Raw genomic sequence first — 3,953 nt, forward strand, 5'->3', positions numbered from 1 at the left:
AACCTCCTCGATATCCCTCTTGAGTCTCATTAACTTCTCATCCCTGATATAACCAAGATCTCCAGCGAGTAATACTTGTGTCTCCAATTCGCAATTTGTAAATCTCCAAGCATAATTGATAAGACTGGGGCCCTTCCTTTAACTCCTTGTAGTGTTTGAGCACTTCACTTGACCCCTGGAATCCTTGACCCCTTGCCCCCTGATGTTTTCACCCACTCTTTTGGAGATGATCCGTTAATTAAAGTGCCCCCGGAATTTATCAATGGTTCAAGTGTGATCGGAATGAAGTATGGTGGGTCCCTCCGGAATTCCAGACAAGAAAACCCTTGAAATGCGTCTGATAATGGATATAATAAAAAAGTCGGGGACGCATTCAATACGATCGTGCACCGAGTCCTGCGGAATAGGGGGAGGAGTATGATGAAAGTCATTGTTGAGATAAAAGACAAAGAGGAAATGAAGAAAATCATGAAGATGTTCGGCAAGGAGCACGTTGCAGTCGTCAAGCCTCATAAGGAACGAATCCTCGATACGATCTTTAACAAATTCAAAGTAAAACTCCCTGCACGATACAAATTCGACAGGGAGGAAATCCATGCCCGATAAGGCATTCATTAATAATTGAAGAACCATCAGCACTAACATATCCGGTACTGTAATCACCCAGTTTGAGTTTACCGTTCGAATCCACAGAATATGTCCCGCTGATTAATGGATTAGTAACCTCTCAGACCCAAAAGTCGCGAAAAAAGCGGAGAAATCATTAAGAATATCTTAGAGAATGTTTTTTGTAGCTGGAGGGGCCGGACCTCGGCAGCTATGAAATGTCCAGAAGAAGGTTCATTCAAGATCCGTGAGTGGCAGAAAAAACAACTTGACACAAATAGAACGGTGTTATATATTTTTGGCATCATAATATTATAATCTCCGGATGTATTTCACGAGATGTAAAGCCAAGTGGTCCTGTTCGTAAATATGGTGAAGTACCGAGAGGGTCGTAGGGTGGTCTCATCAAGGCGCGCGACTGAGGCGTACCCCTCTGGTACACCGCAAGGAGCGGAACTTTGATCCGACCGCCCTACGGCACTCGAATGCCACCGTATTTACGAATAGGGCCACTAAACTTCCTTCACTATTCAAACCCTGTAAAAAAAGTGAAAACACCCTATGCAGAAAGAAAAACAAGACTACATGATCCGATGCGTTTCCAATGCCCTGAATATTCTCGAGTCCTTTACGGAAGATGACGCGGAACTCGGTGTGACCGAACTGGGAAAGAGGCTGAACCTCCACAAGAACAACGTGTTCCGGCTTCTGGCAACGCTGGAGATGCACGGTTATATTGAACAGAACAAGATCTCGGGGAATTACCGTTTGGGCATCAAGCCCCTGAAGCTCGGGAAGGCGTTTCAGCGGCACTGCGGTCTGACCAGTCAATCCAAGGAAATTCTTAGGGACCTGGTTGCATCCTGCAATGAGACCGTATCCATAGGCGTCTTCAAGGGGGGCAAGGTCATTTATATTGATGTGGAAGAGACCACCAAGTCGGTGCGGGTCGTCTCCAGGCTGGGTGCAGTCCTGCCGGCCTATTGCACTTCCATTGGAAAGGTCCTGCTTGCCTACAAGTCCGAAAAGGAGATCTCATCGTTTTTCCAGGAGATCCATTTTAAACCCTACACAACCAAGACGGTCACGGATCAAGAGGCGCTGCTCCGCCAGTTCGATGAGATCCGGCGCCGGGGCTATGCCATCGACAATGAGGAATTTGAAGAATCGGTCAAGTGCATTGCCGCACCGGTCCGGGACTATACCCGGAATGTGGTGGCCGGGCTTTCGATCTCAGGGCCTGCGCATCGTCTTCCAGAAACCAGAATCCAAAACGAGCTGGTTTCGTTGGTCCTAAACGCAGGCATGGAATTATCCAAAAAGCTGGGGTACGATATTTTATGAAAATCGCAATCTCCGGAAAAGGCGGCGTAGGCAAGACGACCCTTGCCGGCACTCTGGCTCGGCTCCTCTCGAACCAGGGATTCTCAGTCATTGCCGTGGACGCGGACCCGGACGCCAATCTGGGCTCGGCCATTGGTTTTACACAGGAAGAGATCAGGCACGTCCAGCCGATTGCCGAGATGTCCCATCTGATCGAGGAACGCACAGGCGCGAAGCCGGGCGCCTTGGGCGGGATCTTCAAACTCAATCCCGTGGTCAGCGACATTCCTGAAACCTATTCACTCAAGAAGGATCATATCCGTCTCCTCACCCTCGGGCGGGCCAAGAAGGGAGGGGCCGGCTGTTACTGCCCCGAAGGGGTCTTCCTTAAGCGGCTTCTTTCCCACCTGATCCTACAAAGTCATGAGGTGGTCATCCTCGATATGGAGGCAGGGATCGAACATTTAAGCCGCGGCACCACCGGCGGCGTGGATGCCTTCATCGTCGTGGTCGAACCGGGCAAGAGAAGCCTGCAGACCGCCTCCGATGTCCGGCGCATGGCGCATGATTTGGGGATAAAATCCATCTTCGTCGTGGGGAACAAGGTCTCAAACCCGGAAGAACTTGCCTTTCTCAAGAAAGAGTTTTCAGACGATGAATTCCTGGGCGCCCTCTCTTTTGACCGGACGGTGATCGATGCCGACCTCAAGGGGATCTCACCCTATGATGCCGGGTCCGGCGTGGTCGCCGAGACGGCAGGAATCCTCGACCGGCTCTTTGTAAAGATAAAGAAGAAATGATCATGGATAAGGCGGCGCTCAGAAAAGAAATCCTAAAAAAAAGGGACTCCCTCACACGGCAGGAGCGGAGGGACAAGAGCGCAAGGATCATGGAAAGGGTCCTTTCCCTGCCGGAATACGATGCCGCCCGTTCGGTATTTATCTATGCGGATTTCCGAAGCGAGGTGATGACCCGTGACCTGATGGCCCATGCCCTGAAGCATGGCAAACGCGTGCTTGCATCCAAGACACTCATTCCGGAGAAACGTCTTGCGCTGACCGACATCCTCGACCCGGAGCGCGATCTGGTCCCCGGCTACATGGGAATCCCGGAACCCAGGGATGGGATCTTCAGGGACATCCCCTGTACGGAGGTGGATCTGGTCCTGACGCCCTGCGTGGGTTACGATGATCAAGGGAACCGGCTTGGCTACGGGGCCGGATATTATGACCGGCTTTTTGAATCCGTGCGGGAGGATGCCGTCCGGATCGGCCTGGCCTTTGAGGTGCAGATTGCGCCTGAGATCCCTTCAGAAAACCATGACGTGACGATCCCCATTATTGTCACCGAGGACCGCGTGATCCGTGTGGCGCCTCTCTCTTCAGAAACAAATTGCGTTTAAAGCTGATCAATCCGATCAATCCGCTTCCAAAGAGGAAGATGGTGGAAGGCTCCGGCACAACAGGCGTTCCGATAAAAGCGTGCATCCCGCTGCCGTCATAGTATGTTCCGACAATCTGATCGGCATCATTGATCTTAATCACCCGGGTTTCCGTGGCGCCGGGGACTGCTATCATGGAATAGGTCCCATTATATATAAAACTATGATAGATCCCATTGTCCATATACCTTCCCACGATCTTGTCCGCGTTATTGATATCCGTAAACCTCGTCTCACTGCTGCCCAGGATGTCAAACGTGGAATAGGATCCGCCATTATACAAGAAACCGTGGGTTCCATTTGCGTCGCCGTAGGTTCCCGCAATCTTTCCGGCGTCGTTGATACCTTCGGCCAAGGTATTACCGGAACCGGGGGCATGCAGGATGTTAAAAACACCTCCAGTACGAACATAACCGTAGAAGAATCCATCCGTGTCCCAGTACCTCCCCACCATCACATCGAAATTATTGATATCTTCCGCCAGGGAATCAACCACATTACTACCCGGAGGATCAATGGGATAGGACCAGTTCCCATCATATAGGAAACTATGGTGGGCGCCATCGATGCTCTTGTCGTAGGA

General features: G+C 51.0%; 5 protein-coding genes. 4 read left to right on the top strand and 1 reads right to left on the bottom strand.

The genetic code is table 11. The features are described from left to right. The first annotated feature begins 420 nt into the window (after positions 1 to 420). The 4 genes from AUK29_00005 to AUK29_00020 all read left to right on the top strand — a co-directional run bounded on the left by AUK29_00005 (position 421) and on the right by AUK29_00020 (position 3,331). Positions 421 to 606 (top strand): hypothetical protein, encoded by a 186-nt coding sequence (locus tag AUK29_00005; protein OIP66798.1) that lies wholly within the window; start codon positions 421 to 423, stop codon positions 604 to 606. Positions 607 to 1,167: 561 nt separating this feature from the next. After that, entirely contained in the window at positions 1,168 to 1,950 is a 783-nt protein-coding gene (locus tag AUK29_00010) for an IclR family transcriptional regulator (protein OIP66799.1), read from the top strand. Next, complete coding sequence (locus tag AUK29_00015) at positions 1,947 to 2,729, top strand: carbon monoxide dehydrogenase (protein ID OIP66800.1); 783 nt, start codon at positions 1,947 to 1,949, stop codon at positions 2,727 to 2,729. The genes AUK29_00010 and AUK29_00015 overlap by 4 nt, the downstream gene beginning before the upstream one ends. Positions 2,730 to 2,731: 2 nt before the next feature. Further along, complete coding sequence (locus AUK29_00020) at positions 2,732 to 3,331, top strand: 5-formyltetrahydrofolate cyclo-ligase (protein OIP66802.1); 600 nt, start codon at positions 2,732 to 2,734, stop codon at positions 3,329 to 3,331. Here the strand turns inward: AUK29_00020 and AUK29_00025 are convergent. Next, positions 3,273 to 3,866, bottom strand: a complete 594-nt coding sequence (locus tag AUK29_00025) for a hypothetical protein (protein OIP66801.1) — start codon at positions 3,864 to 3,866, stop codon at positions 3,273 to 3,275. The genes AUK29_00020 and AUK29_00025 overlap by 59 nt on opposite strands. Positions 3,867 to 3,953 lie beyond the last annotated feature (87 nt).

Source organism: Nitrospirae bacterium CG2_30_53_67 (genome assembly GCA_001873285.1).
In the GTDB taxonomy this organism is placed as follows: Bacteria; CG2-30-53-67; CG2-30-53-67; order CG2-30-53-67; family CG2-30-53-67; genus CG2-30-53-67.